13 protein-coding genes and 1 pseudogene are annotated in these 15,496 nt (G+C 69.3%); 6 read left to right on the top strand and 8 right to left on the bottom strand.

Annotated features, from left to right (window positions below):
* The 3 genes from AB4Z46_RS14530 to AB4Z46_RS14520 form a co-directional block, all read right to left on the bottom strand.
* Positions 1-1,011 carry an aldo/keto reductase gene (locus tag AB4Z46_RS14530; protein ID WP_442284210.1) on the bottom strand — a complete coding sequence of 337 codons (1,011 nt, stop codon included), beginning with the start codon at positions 1,009-1,011 and terminating at the stop codon, positions 1-3.
* A gap of 334 nt (positions 1,012-1,345) precedes the next feature.
* A complete protein-coding gene (locus tag AB4Z46_RS14525) occupies positions 1,346-1,771 on the bottom strand; it encodes an Lrp/AsnC family transcriptional regulator (protein WP_442284209.1) in 426 nt (141 codons plus the stop codon).
* The gene (locus AB4Z46_RS14520; protein ID WP_442284208.1) at positions 1,741-6,252 is read right to left on the bottom strand and encodes a DEAD/DEAH box helicase; all 4,512 of its coding nucleotides are present in this window, start codon (positions 6,250-6,252) and stop codon (positions 1,741-1,743) included. Before AB4Z46_RS14520 ends, AB4Z46_RS14525 begins: the two co-directional genes overlap by 31 nt.
* Between AB4Z46_RS14520 and AB4Z46_RS14515 the strand changes: the two genes are divergently transcribed.
* On the top strand, positions 6,236-8,038 hold the full coding sequence (locus AB4Z46_RS14515; protein ID WP_442284207.1) for an NAD(P)-binding domain-containing protein: 1,803 nt from the start codon (positions 6,236-6,238) through the stop codon (positions 8,036-8,038). The two genes, AB4Z46_RS14520 and AB4Z46_RS14515, sit on opposite strands and share 17 nt — an antisense overlap.
* A gap of 15 nt (positions 8,039-8,053) precedes the next feature.
* On the opposite strand, the gene AB4Z46_RS14510 is transcribed toward AB4Z46_RS14515, so the two are convergent.
* Together AB4Z46_RS14510 and AB4Z46_RS14505 are read right to left on the bottom strand one after the other, a co-directional pair.
* Positions 8,054-8,401: an FHA domain-containing protein gene (locus tag AB4Z46_RS14510; RefSeq protein ID WP_442284206.1), complete on the bottom strand. Its 348-nt coding sequence runs from the start codon at positions 8,399-8,401 to the stop codon at positions 8,054-8,056.
* Positions 8,402-8,480: 79 nt separating this feature from the next.
* Entirely contained in the window at positions 8,481-9,128 is a 648-nt protein-coding gene (locus AB4Z46_RS14505; RefSeq protein WP_442284205.1) for a TetR/AcrR family transcriptional regulator, read from the bottom strand.
* A gap of 81 nt (positions 9,129-9,209) precedes the next feature.
* On the opposite strand from AB4Z46_RS14505, the gene AB4Z46_RS14500 reads away from it, so the two are divergent.
* The 3 genes from AB4Z46_RS14500 (at position 9,210) to AB4Z46_RS14490 (ending at position 10,531) form a co-directional block, all read left to right on the top strand.
* Positions 9,210-9,620 (top strand): VOC family protein, encoded by a 411-nt coding sequence (locus AB4Z46_RS14500; RefSeq protein ID WP_442284204.1) that lies wholly within the window; start codon positions 9,210-9,212, stop codon positions 9,618-9,620.
* Positions 9,621-9,671: 51 nt separating this feature from the next.
* Positions 9,672-10,091, top strand: coding sequence for a VOC family protein (locus AB4Z46_RS14495; RefSeq protein ID WP_442284203.1), 420 nt, complete (start codon positions 9,672-9,674; stop codon positions 10,089-10,091).
* A gap of 131 nt (positions 10,092-10,222) precedes the next feature.
* Positions 10,223-10,531, top strand: a complete 309-nt coding sequence (locus AB4Z46_RS14490) for a putative quinol monooxygenase (RefSeq protein ID WP_442284202.1) — start codon at positions 10,223-10,225, stop codon at positions 10,529-10,531.
* A gap of 59 nt (positions 10,532-10,590) precedes the next feature.
* On the opposite strand, the gene gap is transcribed toward AB4Z46_RS14490, so the two are convergent.
* The gene (gap, locus tag AB4Z46_RS14485; RefSeq protein ID WP_442284201.1) at positions 10,591-11,592 is read right to left on the bottom strand and encodes a type I glyceraldehyde-3-phosphate dehydrogenase; all 1,002 of its coding nucleotides are present in this window, start codon (positions 11,590-11,592) and stop codon (positions 10,591-10,593) included.
* Positions 11,593-11,637: 45 nt separating this feature from the next.
* A complete protein-coding gene (gene tkt, locus AB4Z46_RS14480; protein ID WP_442284200.1) occupies positions 11,638-13,689 on the bottom strand; it encodes a transketolase in 2,052 nt (683 codons plus the stop codon).
* A 101-nt stretch (positions 13,690-13,790) separates the two neighbouring features.
* Here tkt and AB4Z46_RS14475 point away from each other — a divergent pair, with 101 nt between their 5' ends.
* A complete protein-coding gene (locus AB4Z46_RS14475) occupies positions 13,791-14,180 on the top strand; it encodes an S-adenosylmethionine decarboxylase family protein (protein ID WP_442284199.1) in 390 nt (129 codons plus the stop codon).
* A complete protein-coding gene (locus AB4Z46_RS14470; protein ID WP_442284198.1) occupies positions 14,177-14,899 on the top strand; it encodes a nucleotidyltransferase family protein in 723 nt (240 codons plus the stop codon). Before AB4Z46_RS14475 ends, AB4Z46_RS14470 begins: the two co-directional genes overlap by 4 nt.
* A gap of 74 nt (positions 14,900-14,973) precedes the next feature.
* On the opposite strand, the pseudogene AB4Z46_RS14465 reads toward AB4Z46_RS14470, so the two are convergent.
* A pseudogene (locus tag AB4Z46_RS14465) lies at positions 14,974-15,496 on the bottom strand (hypothetical protein); the annotation flags it as partial.

Genomic DNA, 15,496 nt, shown 5'->3' with positions numbered 1-15,496 from the left:
TCAGCGCGGAGCATCGCCCTTGCGATAGTCGGCGGTGAGCTCGTCGAGCCGCTGCTTGAGCCCGGCGTCGAGCTTGTACTCGGCCGCGGCCAGGGTCGCGTCGAGCTGCTCGGGCCGGCTGGCGCCGAGCAGCGGCGCGGTGATCAGCGGATTCGCCATCACCCAGGCCACCGCCAGGGTTGCGAGCGGCACGCCGGCCTCGCCGGCCAGCTGATGCAACTGCGCCACGGTCGCGAAGCTGCGCTCGTTCCAGTAGCGGTCCTGGTACATCGAGCCGGCAGTGCCGAGCGTGAAGCGCGTGTTGTCCTCGGGCTTCGCCTCCGGCTTGTACTTGCCGGTCAGCAGGCCGCCCGCGAGCGGGTTGTAGGGGACCACGCCCAGGCCTTCTTCCCCGGCCAGCGGCAGCAGCTCGCGCTCGATCTCGCGGAACAGCAGGCTGTAGCGCGGCTGAACCGAGACCAGCCGCGTGAGCTTGTGCAGCTCGGCGCGGCCGATCGCGCGGGCCAGCCGGTAGGCCAGGAAGTTCGACACCCCGATGTAGCGCGCGCGCCCCGAGCGGACGATCACGTCAAGCGCCTCGAGGCTCTCGTCGAGCGGCGTCTCGCGGTCGTCATGGTGCAGCTGGTAGAGATCGACATGGTCCGTCTGCAGCCGCTTGAGCGAGGCATCGATCGCATCGAGCAGATGCTTGCGCGAGTTGCCCTGGTCCCAGCTCTGGGGGCCGACCTTGTTCGCCGCCTTGGTCGCGACGATGAACTGTCCGCGCCGGCTCGCGCCTTTGGCGCGCAGCCAGCGGCCGATGATCTCTTCGGTGCGGCCCGCGGTCTCGAGGGTGCCGCCGAGCGGATAGACGTCGGCGGTGTCGAGGAAGTTGATGCCGCCCTCGGCCGCGCGGTCGAGGATCCGGTGCGACACCGCCTCGTCGGTCTGCAGGCCGAAGGTCATGGTGCCGAGCGCGAGCCGCGAGACGGTGAGGCCGGTGCGGCCGAGACGGGTGGTGGGGATGCTCATGGGAGGGCTCCGTACTTTGCTGGGCAGTCGAGCATCTTAGAACCTGTTTGCGATCTCCCTGGGGTCGCGTTGGGGCGCAATCGGGATGAGTTCGAAGTGGCGTTGCGCCGCATGGGCTGGTGCCCATGCAAGCAGCGGCACGCAAAAATCGCCCGATTTCGCCCCAACCCGAAGGGCAGGCGTCTTTTCGGGCGGTCTGCGGCGTTGCAGCGCTTGCCCATAGCAATGCTATGGGCGGCGCACTGCGCCTTGCATCCCCTCCCGAAAAGACGCCTGCGCGACCCCAGGGAGATCGCAAACAGGTTCTTAGTCATCGAACGAAGGTCGCGCAGGCTCAACGGTACGTCGCCAGATGGATGCTGGTCTCGGTGCTCCGGATACCCTTGAGCAACCGGATCCGCTCCAGCACCCGCGACAGCTCCGCCATCGAGGCGGCGCGCAGTTCGGCCAGCAGGTCCCAGCGGCCATTGGTGTCGTGCAGCGCAGCCACCCCGGGCTCGCCGAGCAGGCTGGCGATCACCAGCCGGGTCTGGTTGCCTTCGACCAGGATGCCCATCCAGGCCCGGATCTCGTCGCTGCGGCTCTCGGGCCGAAGCTGCACCCCGTAGCCGACGATCACGCCGCCGTCCTCGAGCTTGCGCAGGCGATTGGTCACCGTGCCGCGCGAGACCCCGAGCTTGCGCGCCAGCGTGGCCGCGGGCAGGCGCGCATCGTGGCGCAGCAGGGCGATCAGGCGATGGTCGAGGGTGTCGATGTCCATGGCGTCAAGGGATCCATCAGCACGCGTCGAGCCACTTGCGCCTCTGCCGGCGTCAGCGACTCCAGCAGCTCGACCTGCCCGGCCGCCAGCGTGGCGATCGGAACGCCATCGCGGAACAGCACGCGCGAGCCGGCCACGCGCGCCACGCGCGGCCCCGGCACGACCGAGCCGAGCAGGTTCGCGGGGTCCGCGGCCGACAGGGCCACCAGGCTGCCGTCGGCCGGCTGGCGTCGCACCTGCCGCATCAGGCCGATGGCTTCGGGCAGGGCGAACTGCTCGCCGGCCACACCCTCGATGAAGCGGCCGCCGCGGATGTCGCCGCGGGCTTCGAGCCGGCGCCAGGCGCGCAGCAGATCGCTCCAGGGCGGCAGCCACCCGGCCTCGCGCTCGAGCAGGCGCCAGCACACCACGCCATAGCGGCGCAGCAGGATCCGCGCGACCTGCTCGATCGCCTCGCCGGCAAGCCCCGGCGGCCCGTCGGCCTCGACGCGCTGGCGCACCAGCGACCAGCGCCCGGCATCCTCGATGCCGAACAACGGACTGCGCCGGCGCCGGCCGGCAGACGCCGACGAGCGCTTCGAAGGCGGGATCAGCAGCGCGCGCAGCCCCGCGTAGCTGTCGCAGTGCGCGCGGCCGCGCATCACCAGTTCGGACAGCGCGTCCTCGAGCTCGGTGCCGAGCAGCCGCGTGCCGTGCAACATCTCGTCGAAGAAGGAAGCCCCATGCCCGGCCAGGAAGGCCGCCAGGCGCTGGGCGCGCGTGCCGAGCGCCGCGTCGCCGGCGGGCGCGGGGGCAAGGCCGGTCCACAGCGAAGCGCTGCGGCGCGGCAGCAGCAGGATCGGCGTCGACCGCAGCGAGGTGCCGCCCGGCCCCGGCCGTCCCTCGGCGGCCGCCGGACGCAGACGGGTCCACAGCGTCCGTCCGGCGGTGCACAGGTCGTCGAGCCAGGCCGGTGCGTAGTCCTTGACGCGGGCCGCCAGCAGTTCGGCCTCCCAGAGCGCAGCCGGCGCCTCGTAGCCCTCGAGCTGCGCCAGGATGCCGGCCAGCGCCTCGGGGCCGCTGACACGGCTGGCGGCGCCGACGTGCTGCCATTCGAACAGGAAGCGGGCGAAGTCGCGCGGCTCGACCGGTTCGATCTCGCGCCGCAGGCGCTTCAGGGTGTAGCGATGGATGCGGGCCAGCAGATGCCTCTCGCACCATTCGATGGCCTCCGCGCCCGGCGTGAACCGGCCCTGGAGCACCGAGCCTTCGGCCTGCAGCGCGGACAACGCGGCCTCGATGTCGGCGCGCGGCAATTTCAGCTGCGCCGCCAGTTCAGGCGCCGGCACCGGCCCCAGGCCGCCCAGCCGCGAGCGAAGCAGTTCGCGCAAGGCCTGCTCGGGGCTGTCCGGCACCCGCGCGCAGTCGGTCGGCGGCTCGATCGCCGGCTGCATCGCGGCAGCGGGATACAACACCCGGATTTGCGCCAGCCGCTCGGCCGCGACCCACAGCCCGCCATCGGGCGCGCCACCCGTGGGCATCAGCCGCGTGGCCCGGCCCGCCTGCGCCAGCGCAGCCAGCCAGTCGGCCCACCCGGCGTTGGCCGGCAGCTCGTCGGCGCCGACGACACCGAGGCCGTTCAGCGCCTCGTGCATCTCGTCGGCGTTGCGGGCGCGCGGCCAGGCCTCCTCTCGAACGCTGGCGATCGCCTCCGCATCGAGCTGGCCGAGATCGTCCGTGCTTTCGGGGTCGACATAGCGCCGGTTCTGCACGGCCTGGGTGCGGCGCTCCTCCAGCGGCGCGTCGTCGAGGAAGGCATAGGGTCGCGCGTTCAGCGCCTCGGCCGCGAGCGGCGATGGCGCCGGCAGGTCGCGCGCCACGACCTCGATCTCGCCGGCCTCGAGGCGGCGCAGCAATTGCAGCCAGCCCTCGGCATCCATCGCCTCGTAGAGGCAGTCGCGCAGGGTCTGGGCGACCAGCGGGTGGTCCGGGATCTCGCGGGCGCCGCTCAGGTTCTCGGCGCAGGCGACCTGGTCCGGGAAGACCGCCGCCAGCAGGTCCTCGGACTTCATGCGCTGCAGCTGCGGCGCCACCTTGCGCCCGCCCACGAAGCGCGGCAGCGCCAGCGCCGTGGTCGCGTTCCAGCGCCAGCGGACGCCGAACAGCGGGGCGTCGAGCAGCGCCTGCACCAGCACGTCGAGCGCCGAGGCCGGGTGCAGGTAGCGCATCACTTCCTCGAGCGGAAAGCTGTGGCTGGTCGACAGCGACAGCACGATCGCATCCTCGGTGGCCGCCGCCTGCAGCTCGAAATTGAACTGGCGGCAGAAGCGCTTTCGCAGCGCCAGCCCCCAGGCGCGATTCAGCCGGCTGCCGTACGCCGAGTGGATCACCAGCTGCATGCCGCCGGAGGCGTCGAAGAAGCGCTCCATGACGATCCGCTGCCGGGTCGGCAATGCGCCGAGCACCCGCACGCAGCGGGCCAGATGCTCGACGATCTGGCGCGCGGCTTCGGCGTCGAGGCCGACTGTGCGCACCAGCCAGCCGACCGTGCCGTCGACGCCGCTCGTCTTCAGCGTCTCCTCGATCTCCGCGCGCAGCCGCGACACGCCGAACGACAGCTCGTCGGTGCGCCCCGGCGCTTCGCCGAGCCAGAACGGAATGTTGGGCGCGGCGCCGCGCGCGTCCTCCACCCGCACCCGGCCCGGCTCGATCTTCAGGATCCGGTAGCTCGCATTGCCGAGCTGGAACACGTCGCCCGCCAGGCTCTCGACCGCGAAGTCCTCGTTGACCGTGCCGATCTTGTGCGCCTGCGGCTCGAGCATCACGGTGTAGTCGCCAGCCTCGGGGATGGTGCCGCCGGAGGTCAGCGCGGTCATCCGTGCGCCCTTGCGCTCGCGCAGCAGGCGATGGACGGCGTCGCGATGCACGTAGGCCGCGCGCGGCCCCTGCCGCGTGGTGAAACCCTCGGACAGCATCCTGACGACGGCGGCGAAATCCTCGCGCTTCAGCTCGGCATAGGGCCAGGCGCGCCGCACCAGCGCGAAGAGTTCGTCTTCCCCGCATTCCCGGCAGGCGGTCTCGGCCACGATCTGCTGCGCCAGCACATCGAGCGGCGCCGGCAGCACGCTGAGCGCGTCGAGCTCGCCGCGCCGCACGCAGTCGAGCAGGGCCGCGCACTCGACCAGCTCGTCGCGCGATTGCGGGAACAGCCGCGCCTTCGGCACGCCGCCGACCGCGTGGCCGGAGCGTCCGGCGCGCTGCAGGAAGGTCGCGATCGAGCGCGGCGAGCCGAGCTGGCAGACCAGGTCGACGTCGCCGATGTCCAGGCCCAGCTCGAGCGAGGCCGTGGCCACCAACACCTTCAGGTCGCCGCGTTTCAGGCGCTGCTCGGCATCGAGGCGCGTCTCCTTCGCGAGACTGCCGTGGTGCGCGGCCACCACCTCCTTGCCGAGGCTCTCGCCCAAGTGCCGCGCCGCGCGTTCGGCCATCCGGCGCGTGTTGACGAACACGAGCGTGGTGCGGTGCGCCTGCACCAACCCGGCGACGCGCGCATACACCTGCTCCCACTGCTCGTTCGACATCACGGCGGCCAGCGGCGTCGGCGGCAGCGCGAGCGCGAGGTCGCGCTGCCTGGCGTAGCCGATGTCGACGATCTCGCAGTCGGCCACGCCCTCGACCACCGCGCCGGCACCGACCAGGAAGCGCGCGATCTCGTCGATCGGCTTCTGGGTCGCCGAGACGCCGATGCGAATCAAGGGCTGCGCGCAGATCGACTGCAGCCGCTCGAGCGACAGCGCCAGATGGCTGCCGCGCTTGCTGCCGACGATGGCGTGGATCTCGTCGACGATCACGGTGCGTACCGTCGACAGCATCTTGCGGCCCGACACCGAGCCCAGCAGCACATACAGCGACTCCGGCGTGCTGACCAGCACGTGCGGCGGCCTGCGCAGCGCCTGCAGGCGTTCGCGCGCCGGCGTGTCGCCGGTGCGCACCGCGGTGCGGATATCGACGTCGGGCAGGCCCAGCTTCGCGAGTTCGGCCCGGATGCCGGCCAGCGGGGCCTGCAGGTTGAGGCCGATGTCGTTCGACAGCGCCTTCAATGGCGAGACGTAGACCACGGTGGTTTCATCGGCCAGCCCGGCCGGCGCCAGCCCCTCGCGCACCAGGCCATCGAGGGCCGCGAGGAAGGCGGTGAGCGTCTTGCCGGAACCGGTCGGCGCCGCGATCAGCGTGTGGCGGCCGGCGCCGATCGCCGGCCACGCGGCGGCCTGGGCCTCGGTGGGGCCCGGGAAGGTCGCGCGGAACCAGTTCGCGACGGCGGGGTGGAAGTCTTGCAGCACGGGGAAAGATGAGATCAGGCCGGGTGCCTGGATGTCAAGGCGCGCCTCCCGCGGCCCGGTGGCCGGGCGTTTGACGTCCGCCGGCGATGGGCGTACGGTTGCCGCCCGGCCCGCCCGCGGGACGCGAACGAAGGAGACAAAGACGATGACCGACCTGTCCACCCATCCGACGCAGGTTGCCGGCGCCTGGCTGGCCGATTTCCAATCCGCGCTCGAACGCCGGGACATCGACGCCGTGCTGGCGCTGTTCGAGCCCGACTGCTACTGGCGCGACCTGGTCGCCTTCACCTGGAACATCCGCACGCAGGAAGGCCCCGAAGCGATCCGCGCGATGCTCGAGGCGCGGCTGGCCGACACCCGGCCGACCGCCTTCGCGGTCGAGGGCGACGCGACGGAGGCCGATGGCGTGGTCGACGCCTGGTTCACCTTCGAGACCGCGGTGGCGCGCGGCCGCGGCCACCTCCGGCTGCGCAGCGGCAAGGCCTGGACGCTGCTCACGACGATGACCGAACTCAAGGGCTTCGAGGAACGCAAGGGCGAGCGGCGCATCAAGGGCGCGGAGCATGGCGCGAACCCGCAGCGCAAGACCTGGCTCGAACGGCGCCAGCAGGAGGCCGAGACGCTGGGCCATTCCGAGCAGCCTTACGTGCTGATCGTCGGCGGCGGCCAGGGCGGGATCGCGCTCGGCGCCCGCCTGCGGCGGCTGGGGGTGCCGACCATCATTGTCGAGAAGAACGCGCGCGCCGGCGATTCCTGGCGCAAGCGCTACAAGAGCCTGTGCCTGCACGACCCGGTCTGGTACGACCATCTGCCGTACCTGCCGTTCCCCGAGGACTGGCCGGTGTTCTCGCCCAAGGACAAGATCGGCGACTGGCTCGAGATGTACACGCGGGTGATGGAGCTCAACTACTGGGGCTCCACCACCGCGAAGAAGGCCCGCTTCGACGAGGCGAAGCAGGAATGGGAAGTGGTCGTCGAGCGCGACGGCAAGGAGATCACGCTGCGGCCCAAGCAGCTGGTGTTCGCGCTCGGCGTCTCGGGCTATCCGAGCCTGCCGAAGATTCCGGGCGCCGAGACCTTCCAGGGCGAGCAGCATCACTCGAGCGCGCACCCGGGGCCGGAGGCCTGGCGCGGCAAGAAGTGCGTGGTGCTCGGCTCCAACAACTCGGCCCACGACATCTGCGCCGCGCTGTGGGAGAACGGCGCCGACGTGACGATGATCCAGCGCAGCTCGACCCACATCGCGCCCTCGGATTCGCTGATGGAGCTGGCGCTGGGCGGCCTCTATTCCGAGGCCGCGCTCAAGGCCGGCGTGACGACCGACAAGGCCGACCTGATCTTCGCCTCGGTGCCCTACAAGATCATGGCGCCGATGCAGGTGCCGGTGTACGACGAGATGAAGCGGCGCGACGCCGACCTGTACGCGCGGCTCGAGAAGGCGGGTTTCCTGCTCGACTTCGGGGTCGACGGCTCGGGCCTGTTCATGAAGTACCTGCGGCGCGGCTCGGGCTACTACATCGACGTCGGCGCCTCGGAACTGGTCGCCAACGGCAGCATCAAGCTGCGCAGCGGTGTCACCATCGAGCGCATCCACCCGAAGTCGGTGACCTTGAGCGACGGCAGCGAGCTGCCGGCCGACCTGATCGTCTACGCCACCGGCTACGGCTCGATGAACGGCTGGCTGACCGACCTGATCTCGCCGGAGGTGGCCGACCGCGTCGGCAAGGTCTGGGGCCTGGGTTCCGACACGCCCAAGGACCCGGGGCCCTGGGAAGGAGAGTTGCGCAACATGTGGAAGCCGACACAGGTGCCCCAGCTGTGGATTCATGGCGGCAACCTGCACCAGTCGCGCCACTACTCGCAGTTCCTGGCGCTGCAGTTGAAGGCGCGCATGGAGGGCCTTTCGACACCTGTGCACGGACTCGCGCCGGTGCACCATGCGCGTTGAAGGCACCCGGCAGGTTCAGACCACCCCGCCGCGCTCGCTCAACAGGCGCACGCTGTCGTCGCCGATCACTTCCTGCTCCGGGGCCAGGAAGCGCATCCAGTAGCCGGCGATGTCGATGTTGTCGCCATTGGCGAGCACCTGCATCACGACACGCTTGCCGTTCACGAAGGTGCCGTTGCGGCTGTCCAGGTCGCGCAGGATCACCAGCGGCCCCTCGGTGCTCAGCTTGGCGTGGAAGCGGCTCACCCGCGGCGAGGCCAGCACCACGTGATTGTGTTCGGCGCGGCCGATGGTCATGCCGGGCTCGGACACCGGCACCTGCGTGGTCAGGCCGGTCGGTGTCATCAGGATCAGCATCGCCATTCGTGAACGCTCCGTGAGGCGATCGAAGGTAGCCACTCGCCAGGCAAAGTACAAGCGCCGGACGGTTACATCCCGTTTTTCACAGTCCTTTTTCGACCATGTCCAGGAGCCGCTGCGCCAAGGCGTCCACCTGCGCCGGTGGCAGCCCGCGCAGGGGCCCGTCGATGATCAGCAAGGCCAGGCCGTGCACCGCCGACCAGGCCAGAAACTCGGCCCCCGGCCGATGCTCCGGCGGCATCGCGCCCGCAGCGACCAGCCGGTCGAGGGCCGCGCCCAGCAATTCGAAGGGGTTGAGGCCGCTTTGGCCGCCCTTGGCTTCGTCGGGCGCGTCATCGACGTCCACCGGGGTGGCGAAGGCGGTGCGGAAAAGGCCGGTCTCGGCCTGCGCGAACCGCAGGTAGCCGGCGCCCACCGCGCGCACGCTGGCGCGGGCGTAGTCGGCCGGCTGGCGCGACGGACTCAAGGTCGCCAGTTCGGCCTCCATGGCTCGTGCGACGGCCGACAGGGCCGCGGCGCGCACCGCTTGCAGCAGCGCCAGCCGGCTTGCGAAATGCCGGTAGGCCGCATTCGGAACCACGCCCGCGCGCCGTGTCGCTTCGCGCAGGACCACCGCATCCGGGCCGCCGTTGCGCGCCAGTTCGACACCGGCTTCGAGCAGCGCGCGCCGCAGATCGCCATGGCGGTAGGTGCTGCGCGCGGTCGGGCTGGTGGCGGGCGGAGCGGTCATCGGTTCTTTCATGTGGACAGCGTCCATTATCTCTGCTATTTTTGTGGACGTCGTACACAACAAGTCTCGCAAAGGAATCCCATGGCGACCCAGATCTACGTCAACCTGCCCGTCAAGAACCTCGACCGGTCGGTTGCGTTCTTCACGCAGCTCGGCTTCGCATTCAACCCGCAGTTCACCGACGAGAACGCCACCTGCATGATCGTCGGCGAGGACATCTACGTGATGCTGCTGGTCGAGAGCTTCTTCAAGACCTTCACGCACAAGCCGATCGCCGACGCGACGCAGACCACCGAGGTGCTGCTGAGCCTGTCCCGCGACAGCCGCTCCGGGGTCGACGACATGGTCGCGAAGGCGGTGGCCGCCGGCGCCACGACGCCGAACCGGCCACAGGACCTCGGCTTCATGTACCAGCACGGCTTCCAGGACCTCGATGGCCACCTGTGGGAGCTGGTGCACATGGATGCGAACGCGATGCCGCCCGCGAACTGAGGCGGCCCCACACCCTCCCACTCACTCACTCACTCACTCCAGGAGATCGTCATGCAAGTCCAGTCCTACCTGTTCTTCGAAGGCCGCTGCGAGGAGGCGCTCGAGTTCTACCGCAAGGCGGTCGGCGCAGAAATCACGATGTTGATGCGCATGAAGGACAGCCCCGAGCCGGCGCCCCCCGGGATGGTCCCGCCGGGCTCCGAGAACAAGGTGATGCACGCGAGTTTCACCGTGGGCGAGTCCACGCTGATGGCGTCCGACGGGCGCGCCTCGGGCCAGCCGACGTTCAAGGGCTTCTCCTTGTCGCTGATGGCGGCCGACGAAGCCGAGGCCCAGCGCCTGTTCACCGCGCTGGGCGAGGGTGGCCAGGTGCAGATGCCGCTCGGCAAGACCTTCTGGTCGCCGGCCTTCGGCATGGTGGAAGACCGCTTCGGCATCTCATGGATGGTGCAGGTGCCAGCGCCCATGTGAATGGGGTCGCGCCCCCCCCGAGGGGCCGCAGCCGGCCCGGCGTCGGCCTGAGCCCCCACGCACCGACGCGACAGGCAGGCACGGCGCTTTGCTCTTAAATTCGGCGCTTCATTTCAAAGGAGCATCCGAACATGATTCACGTCGTCGCCGTCATCACGGCCAAGCCCGGCCAACGCGATCTGATCCTCGAGGCCTACCGCGCCAATCGACCGGCCGTGCTCGCCGAAGAGGGTTGCATCGAGTACACGGCGACCGTGGATGCCGCCGGCTTGCCGGCCTCGCGCGGCTCCTTCGGACCCGACACCCTGGTCGTGGTCGAGAAATGGGAAACGCTGGCCGCGCTGCAGGCGCACGCCGCGGCACCGCACATGGCGGCCTACGGCGCCAAGGTGAAGGACTGGACCGAGAGCCGCCTCATCCACGTGCTTGAACCCGTCTGACCCGGCCGGGCCAAAGAAAAACGCGCCCTCGGGCGCGTTTTTTCATGGTCTGGCGATGCTTACTTCGCCATCACCCGAACCATCTCGAGGCACTTGTTCGAGTAGCCCCATTCGTTGTCGTACCAGCTCACGAGCTTGACGAAGGTGCCGTCCAGGGCGATGCCGGCCTCGGCATCGAAGATCGAGGTGCGCGGGTCGCCGCGGAAGTCGGTGGCGACCACCTTGTCTTCGGTGTAGCCGAGCACGCCCTTCATTGCGCCTTCGCTCTGCGCCTTCATTTCGGCGCAGATTTCCTTGTAGGTGGCTTCCTTGACCAGCTCGACCGTGAGGTCGACCACCGACACGTCGGAGGTCGGCACGCGGAAGCTCATGCCGGTGAGCTTCTTGTTGAGCTCGGGGATCACCACGCCCACGGCCTTGGCGGCGCCGGTGCTCGACGGAATGATGTTTTCCAGGATGCCGCGGCCGCCGCGCCAGTCCTTGTTGCTCGGGCCGTCGACGGTCTTCTGGGTCGCCGTGGCGGCATGCACCGTGGTCATCAGGCCGCGCTTGATGCCCCACTTGTCGTTCAGCACCTTGGCCAGCGGCGCCAGGCAGTTGGTGGTGCAGCTGGCGTTGCTGATGATGGCTTCGCCGGCGTACTTCTTGTCGTTGACGCCGTAGACGAACATCGGCGTGTCGTCCTTGCTGGGGGCCGACAGCAGCACCTTCTTGGCGCCGGCGTCGATGTGCTTCTGCGCCGTGTCCTTGGTCAGGAAGAGGCCGGTCGATTCGAGCACGATGTCGGCGCCGACGTCGCTCCAGTTGAGCTTGGCCGGGTCGCGTTCCTGGGTCAGGCGGATCTTCTTGCCGTTCACGACGAGGGTGTTGCCCTCGACCGTGATCTCGCCCTGGAAGCGGCCGTGCACCGAGTCGTATTGCAGCATGTACGCGAGGTACTCGGGCTCGAGCAGGTCATTGATCGCGACCACCTCGATGTCGTTCTTGAAGTTCTGAACCGCCGCGCGAAGGACGTTGCGCCCGATGCGGCCGAAGCCGTTGATGCCGAGTTTGATAGCCATGTCTGATGCTCCTGGATGGTTGAAAACTTGAAGGTGCGACCGAATTCAGCGCGCGAGCGCCGCTTCGACCGTGGCAGCGACGTTCTCTGCCGTGAATCCGAAATGCTTGAACAGCACGCCCGCGGGTGCCGACTCGCCGTAGCTGTCGATGCCGACGACCGCCGCGACGCCGTACTTCCACCAGCCGTCGGTGCAGCCCATCTCGACCGCGATGCGCGGCGTGCCCTTGGGCAGCACGCTCTTCTTGTAGGCCACGTCCTGGCGGTCGAAGGTGGTGGTGGACGGCATGGAGACGACGCGCACGCCGATCTTCCTGGCCGCCAGCAGTTCCTGGGCGCGCAGCGCCAGCTGCACCTCGGAGCCGGTGGCGATGATGACCGCCTTGACCTTCTTGTTCTTCAGGCCGACCGCCTCGGGCTCCGACAGCACGTAGGCGCCCTTGCTGATGTCGCTCAGGTCCTTCTTGGGCGCGTAGGGCAGGTTCTGGCGCGACAGCAGCAGCGCGGTCGGGCGATCGGCGTTCTGCAGCGCGACGGCCCAGGCCACGGCGGTCTCGGCGGTGTCGCCCGGACGCCAGACGTCGAGGTTCGGGATCAGCCGCAGCGACGCCGCGTGCTCGATCGACTGGTGGGTCGGGCCGTCCTCGCCGAGGCCGATGGAGTCGTGCGTGAAGACGTGGATCACGCGCTGCTTCATCAGCGCCGCCATGCGGATCGCATTGCGGCTGTAGTCGCTGAAGGTCAGGAAGGTGCCGCCGTAGGGGATGAAGCCGCCATGCAGCGCGACGCCGTTCATGATGGCCGCCATGCCGAACTCGCGCACGCCGTAGTTGATGTGGCGGCCGAGCAGGCCGTCCGGGAACTGTTCGTTGCCTTCGCTGCGCACCACGGCGCCGCGGTCGTCGAAGCGCAGGCTGGGCGTGCTCTTGGTGTTGGTGAGGTTGGAGCCGGTCAGGTCGGCACTGCCGCCGAGCAGCTCGGGCAGGGCGGCGGTGAAGGCTTCCAGCGCCAGCTGCGAGGCCTTGCGCGAAGCCACGGTCTCGGCCTTGGTGTGAGCGGCCACCACGGTGTCGAAGGCGGTCTGGTGGAAGTTCTTCGGCAGCTCGCCCTTCATGCGGCGCGTGAATTCCGCGGCCAGGTCGGGGAAGGCCTGCGAGTAGGCAGCGAACTTGTCGTTCCAGGCCGCCTCGTTCTTCGCGCCGGCCGCCTTGGCGTCCCATTCCTCGTAGACCGCCACCGGCAGCTCGAAGGGCGAGTGCGTCCAGTTCAGCGCGCTGCGCGTGAGGCCGATCTCGTCGGCCCCCAGCGGCTCGCCATGCGCCTTGGCGGTGTTGGCGCGGTTCGGGCTGCCCTTGCCGATCTGCGTCTTGCAGATGATCAGGGTCGGCTGCCCGGTGTGCTTCTTCGCCTTTTCGATGGCTTTGGACACCTCCTTGGCATCATTGCCGTCGATCGGGCCGATCACGTTCCAGTCGTAGGCCTTGAAGCGCTGCTCGGTGTCGTCGACGAACCAGGGCTTGACGGGTCCGTCGATCGAGATGCCGTTGTCGTCGTACAGCGCGACCAGCTTGTCGAGCTTCCAGGCCCCGGCCAGCGCGGCGGCTTCGTGGCTGATGCCTTCCATCAGACATCCGTCGCCCAGGAAGGCGTAGGTGTGGTGGTCGACGATCTCGTGGCCCTTGCGGTTGAACTCGGCCGCGAGCAGCTTCTCGGCCAGCGCGAAGCCGACCGCGTTGGTGATGCCCTGGCCCAGCGGGCCGGTGGTGGTCTCGACGCCGGGCGTGATGCCGACCTCGGGGTGGCCGGCCGTCTTGCTGTGCAGTTGGCGGAAGTGCTTGAGTTCCTCGATCGGCAGCGCATAGCCCGTGAGGTGCAGCACCGAATAGATCAGCATCGACGCGTGGCCGTTCGACAGCACGAAGCGGTCGCGGTCGAACCACTGCGGATTGGCCGGGTTGTGCCGCAGGTGGTCGCCCCAAAGCGCGACCGCCATGTCGGCCATGCCCATCGGCGCGCCCGGATGCCCGGAGTTGGCGAGTTGAACGGCATCCATTGCCAACGCGCGAATCGCGTTGGCCATCAAGGCTTGGTTGGCCATCTGTGGCTTTCTGGGGGCAGGTTAGGGGGAACCCGGTATTTTAACGGGCGGGGTGGAGGGGCCTCGAAACGGGCCCGAAGGGGCTGCTAGAGTGCCGCTCCATGCAGGGCCTTCACCTCACCGCCGACCTCCTCGATTGCCGCTGCGATGCGCCCTGGCTGGTCGACGCCGACATGCTCGGCGCCGCCTGTGTCGCGCATGCCGAAGCCGCTGGCTTGCAGGTGGTCGGCCAGCTGTTCCATGCTTTCCCGGCCACGCCGGAGGGCCCCGGCGGCGTGACGGCCACCGTGCTGCTGGCCGAGTCGCACCTGTGCGTCCACACCTGGCCGGAGCAGCGCGGCGTGACGATCGACGTCTATGTCTGCAACTTCGGCGCCGATCACTCGGCCAAGGCGCGGGCGCTGATGGCGGCACTGGAGGCGCTCTTCGTGCCCGGTCATGCACAGCGGAATGCCCTGCAGCGCGGCGAGATCGGGGCGGTGGTGGCATGAGCGGTATCCCGGCAATGATCCTCGCGGCCGGCCGCGGCGAGCGCATGCGGCCGCTGACCGACCACACGCCGAAGCCGCTGCTCGAGGTGCGCGGCAAGCCGCTGATGCAGTGGCCGATGGAAGCGCTGGCCGCTGGCGGCTTCACCGACCTGGTCGTGAACACGGCCTGGCTGGGCGGGCAGATCGAGGCGCGCTTCGGCAGCCGGCATGGCGCGGCCACGCTGCGCTACTCGCACGAAAGCCGCGACTTCGGCGGCGCGCTCGAGACCGCGGGCGGCATCGTGCGCGCACTGCCGGCGCTGGGCGAGGTGTTCTGGGTGGTCGCGGGCGACGTGTTTGCACCGGACTTCACCTTCACCCGGCAGGCGGTCGATCGCTTCGCGGCGAGCGGGCGACTGGCGCACCTTTGGCTGGTGCCGAATCCGCCGCACAACCCATCCGGGGATTTCGGCATCGCCGCCGATGGCAGCGCATTGACGGAATCGGCGCAAAAACACACCTTCTCGACCATCGCGCTGTATCGGGCCGGCCTGTTCGCGCCACCGTTCTGCGCGATACCGTCGGGCAACGCCTGCGGGACGAAGGCGGCCTTGGCGCCGCTGTTGCGTGCCGGCATGGCCGCCGGCGCCATCAGCGCCGAGCTCTACGCAGGGCCGTGGACCGATGTCGGAACGCCGGAACGTCTCACGGCGCTGAATGAACCGGGAAAGCCTGCGTAGCGCACAAGACAAACGGCCCGCGTGAAGCGGGCCGTTCGATGCGTGCCGGTGTGCCGGCCGTTCTTTCTACGGGATCAGGGCACGTTGGCCGTCTTGAGGTGGAACGGCTTGCCAGGCAGGGCCATGGAGCCGCCGTACTCGATGCCGATGTCGCCCGTGGGCGTCACGGGGCAGCCGCCGGGCGCGGGGCAGGCCTTGCCGTCGATGAAGATCACCGGGCCGTAGCGGTAGTTCCTGATGGCCTTGCCGGCGTAGTCGGCCACGCTCACGATGTTGTTCGAGTTGGCGAAGTTGTCCGCGTCCTCGATCGAGATCGGGTCGACCATGCGCGTGTCCTGCAGGGTGCGCTTGATCGTGCCGCTGTTGCCGTTGGACGCAAAGCGCACCCACGAGATCTTGCGGTCGCCGCGCGAACTCACCAGCACCTGCTGCGACAGCGGATCGATGCTGCTGCTGCTGGTGTTGGTCGGCTCAGCCTTGGACGTCGCGATCGAGGTCGGATTGCGTCCGAGGCCCGTGACCGTGCCAACCTCCGTGAAGGCATTCGGCGAGGGCGACGGAGCCGCACCGCCCGAGGCATAGCCGTCCAGGCTGTAG

Origin of the sequence: Variovorax sp. M-6 (assembly GCF_052114385.1) — a bacterium.
In the GTDB taxonomy this organism is placed as follows: domain Bacteria; phylum Pseudomonadota; class Gammaproteobacteria; order Burkholderiales; family Burkholderiaceae_C; genus Variovorax.
This window is presented reverse-complemented; position numbering and strand designations above follow the sequence as displayed.

Excerpts from the sequence above, each read along its gene's own strand:
- AB4Z46_RS14530 (WP_442284210.1), bottom strand. The coding sequence starts at position 1,011 with ATGAGCATCCCCACCACCCGTCTCGGCCGCACCGGCCTCACCGTCTCG.
- AB4Z46_RS14525 (WP_442284209.1), bottom strand. The coding sequence starts at position 1,771 with ATGGACATCGACACCCTCGACCATCGCCTGATCGCCCTGCTGCGCCAC.
- AB4Z46_RS14515 (WP_442284207.1), top strand. The coding sequence starts at position 6,236 with ATGACCGACCTGTCCACCCATCCGACGCAGGTTGCCGGCGCCTGGCTG.
- AB4Z46_RS14510 (WP_442284206.1), bottom strand. The coding sequence starts at position 8,401 with ATGGCGATGCTGATCCTGATGACACCGACCGGCCTGACCACGCAGGTG.
- AB4Z46_RS14505 (WP_442284205.1), bottom strand. The coding sequence starts at position 9,128 with ATGACCGCTCCGCCCGCCACCAGCCCGACCGCGCGCAGCACCTACCGC.
- AB4Z46_RS14500 (WP_442284204.1), top strand. The coding sequence starts at position 9,210 with ATGGCGACCCAGATCTACGTCAACCTGCCCGTCAAGAACCTCGACCGG.
- AB4Z46_RS14495 (WP_442284203.1), top strand. The coding sequence starts at position 9,672 with ATGCAAGTCCAGTCCTACCTGTTCTTCGAAGGCCGCTGCGAGGAGGCG.
- AB4Z46_RS14490 (WP_442284202.1), top strand. The coding sequence starts at position 10,223 with ATGATTCACGTCGTCGCCGTCATCACGGCCAAGCCCGGCCAACGCGAT.
- gap (WP_442284201.1), bottom strand. The coding sequence starts at position 11,592 with ATGGCTATCAAACTCGGCATCAACGGCTTCGGCCGCATCGGGCGCAAC.
- tkt (WP_442284200.1), bottom strand. The coding sequence starts at position 13,689 with ATGGCCAACCAAGCCTTGATGGCCAACGCGATTCGCGCGTTGGCAATG.
- AB4Z46_RS14475 (WP_442284199.1), top strand. The coding sequence starts at position 13,791 with ATGCAGGGCCTTCACCTCACCGCCGACCTCCTCGATTGCCGCTGCGAT.
- AB4Z46_RS14470 (WP_442284198.1), top strand. The coding sequence starts at position 14,177 with ATGAGCGGTATCCCGGCAATGATCCTCGCGGCCGGCCGCGGCGAGCGC.